Source organism: Branchiibius sp. NY16-3462-2, assembly GCF_001594145.1.
Lineage (GTDB): Bacteria > Actinomycetota > Actinomycetes > Actinomycetales > Dermatophilaceae > Branchiibius.
On record NZ_LVCF01000022.1, the window covers coordinates 1 to 1,390 of the forward strand.

A 1,390-nucleotide genomic window follows, 5' to 3' on the forward strand; every position below is an offset into this window, starting at 1 on the left:
GGGTCTGTTGGATTCTTTGTGTAAGTGGCATTGGCTAGTTCAGACCTAGGCGGTCGCCGTAGGTCAGGGACAGGACGTTCAGGATGTTCTTCCACCCGGCGATCTGCCCGGTGGGGTTGGGCCGGTTCTTCTGCCGTTCCAGCACGGCCAGGTACAGCACCTTCAACGCGGACTGCTCGTCGGGGAAATGCCCCCGCCGGCGCGTGGCGGCCCGGAACCGGGCATTGAGCGACTCGATGCCGTTGGTGGTGTAGATCAGCTTTCTGACCTCGACGGGGAAGTCCAGGAACGGGATGAACTCCGCCCAGGAGTTGCGCCACATCCGAACCATCGCCGGATACAACGGCTCCCACTGATCGGCGAAGTCTTCGAACTCGGTCTGCGCGGCCGCCAGACTCGGGGCGGTGTAGATCTTCTTCAGGTCCCGGGTGATCGCTTGCCAGTACTTCTTGGACGCGTACCGCAGGCTGTTGCGCACCAGATGCACCACACAGGTTTGCACCGTGGCGGCCGGCCAGGTCGCGGTGATGGCCTCCGGGAGCCCTTTGAGCCCGTCGCAGCACACGATGCACGCATCGAGGATGCCACGGTTGCGCAGATCGGACAGCATATTCATCCACTGCTTGGCTCCTTCCCCACCAGAGGGTCCGACCCACAAACCCAGTACGTCACGAAAACCATTGAGATCAATACCGATTGCCACGTACACCGGCCGGTTCGCGACCGTGCCCTCGCGGACCTTCAACACGATCGCGTCGATCAGGATCACCGGGTAGATCGGATCCAGCGGCCGTGATTGCCAGGCCTTCATCTCCCCCAGGACCTGGTCGGTGACCCGCGAGACCAGGTCCCGGGACACCTCGGTGTCATACACCTGAGCTAAGTGGGCAGCGATGTCCCCGGTAGTCATCCCCTTGGCGTACAAGGAGATCACCGCCTCATCGAACCCGGCCAGGCGGCGTTGATGTTTGGGCACGATCTGCGGTTCGAAGGTGCCCGCCCGATCCCGCGGGACCGCGATCGTCACATCCCCGATCTCGGTGCGCACCGTCTTGGGGCTGGAGCCGTTACGGGAGTTGCCGCCGTCCCGCCCGGCCGGCTCGTGTTTGTCGTAGCCCAGATGGGCACTCATCTCAGCTTCCAACGCGGCCTGCAATACCCGGCGGGTCAACGCGGTCAAAAGCCCGTCCTCACCAGTCAACGACACCTGCCGCTCGACCGCCGAGGACACCAGCTGCTCGGCCAACCCATCGATGTCGACGACCTCGGTCGCCGACACTGTCACCAACTCACGCGCTTGCTCATCAGACATGACGCGATCTTCCTTCCAGACCCCACCTCCGGCAGGGACCTCACGCCACGCCACTTACACAAAGTTCCGGACAGACCC

The 1,390-nt window shown here is 63.3% G+C and carries 1 protein-coding gene; it reads right to left on the reverse strand.

Features of this window, described 5'->3' with window-relative positions:
- Nucleotides 1-34: 34 nt before the first annotated feature.
- Nucleotides 35-1,246, reverse strand: coding sequence for an IS256 family transposase (locus AZH51_RS05975; protein WP_291522351.1), 1,212 nt, complete (start codon nucleotides 1,244-1,246; stop codon nucleotides 35-37).
- Between the last annotated feature and the right edge of the window lie 144 nt (nucleotides 1,247-1,390).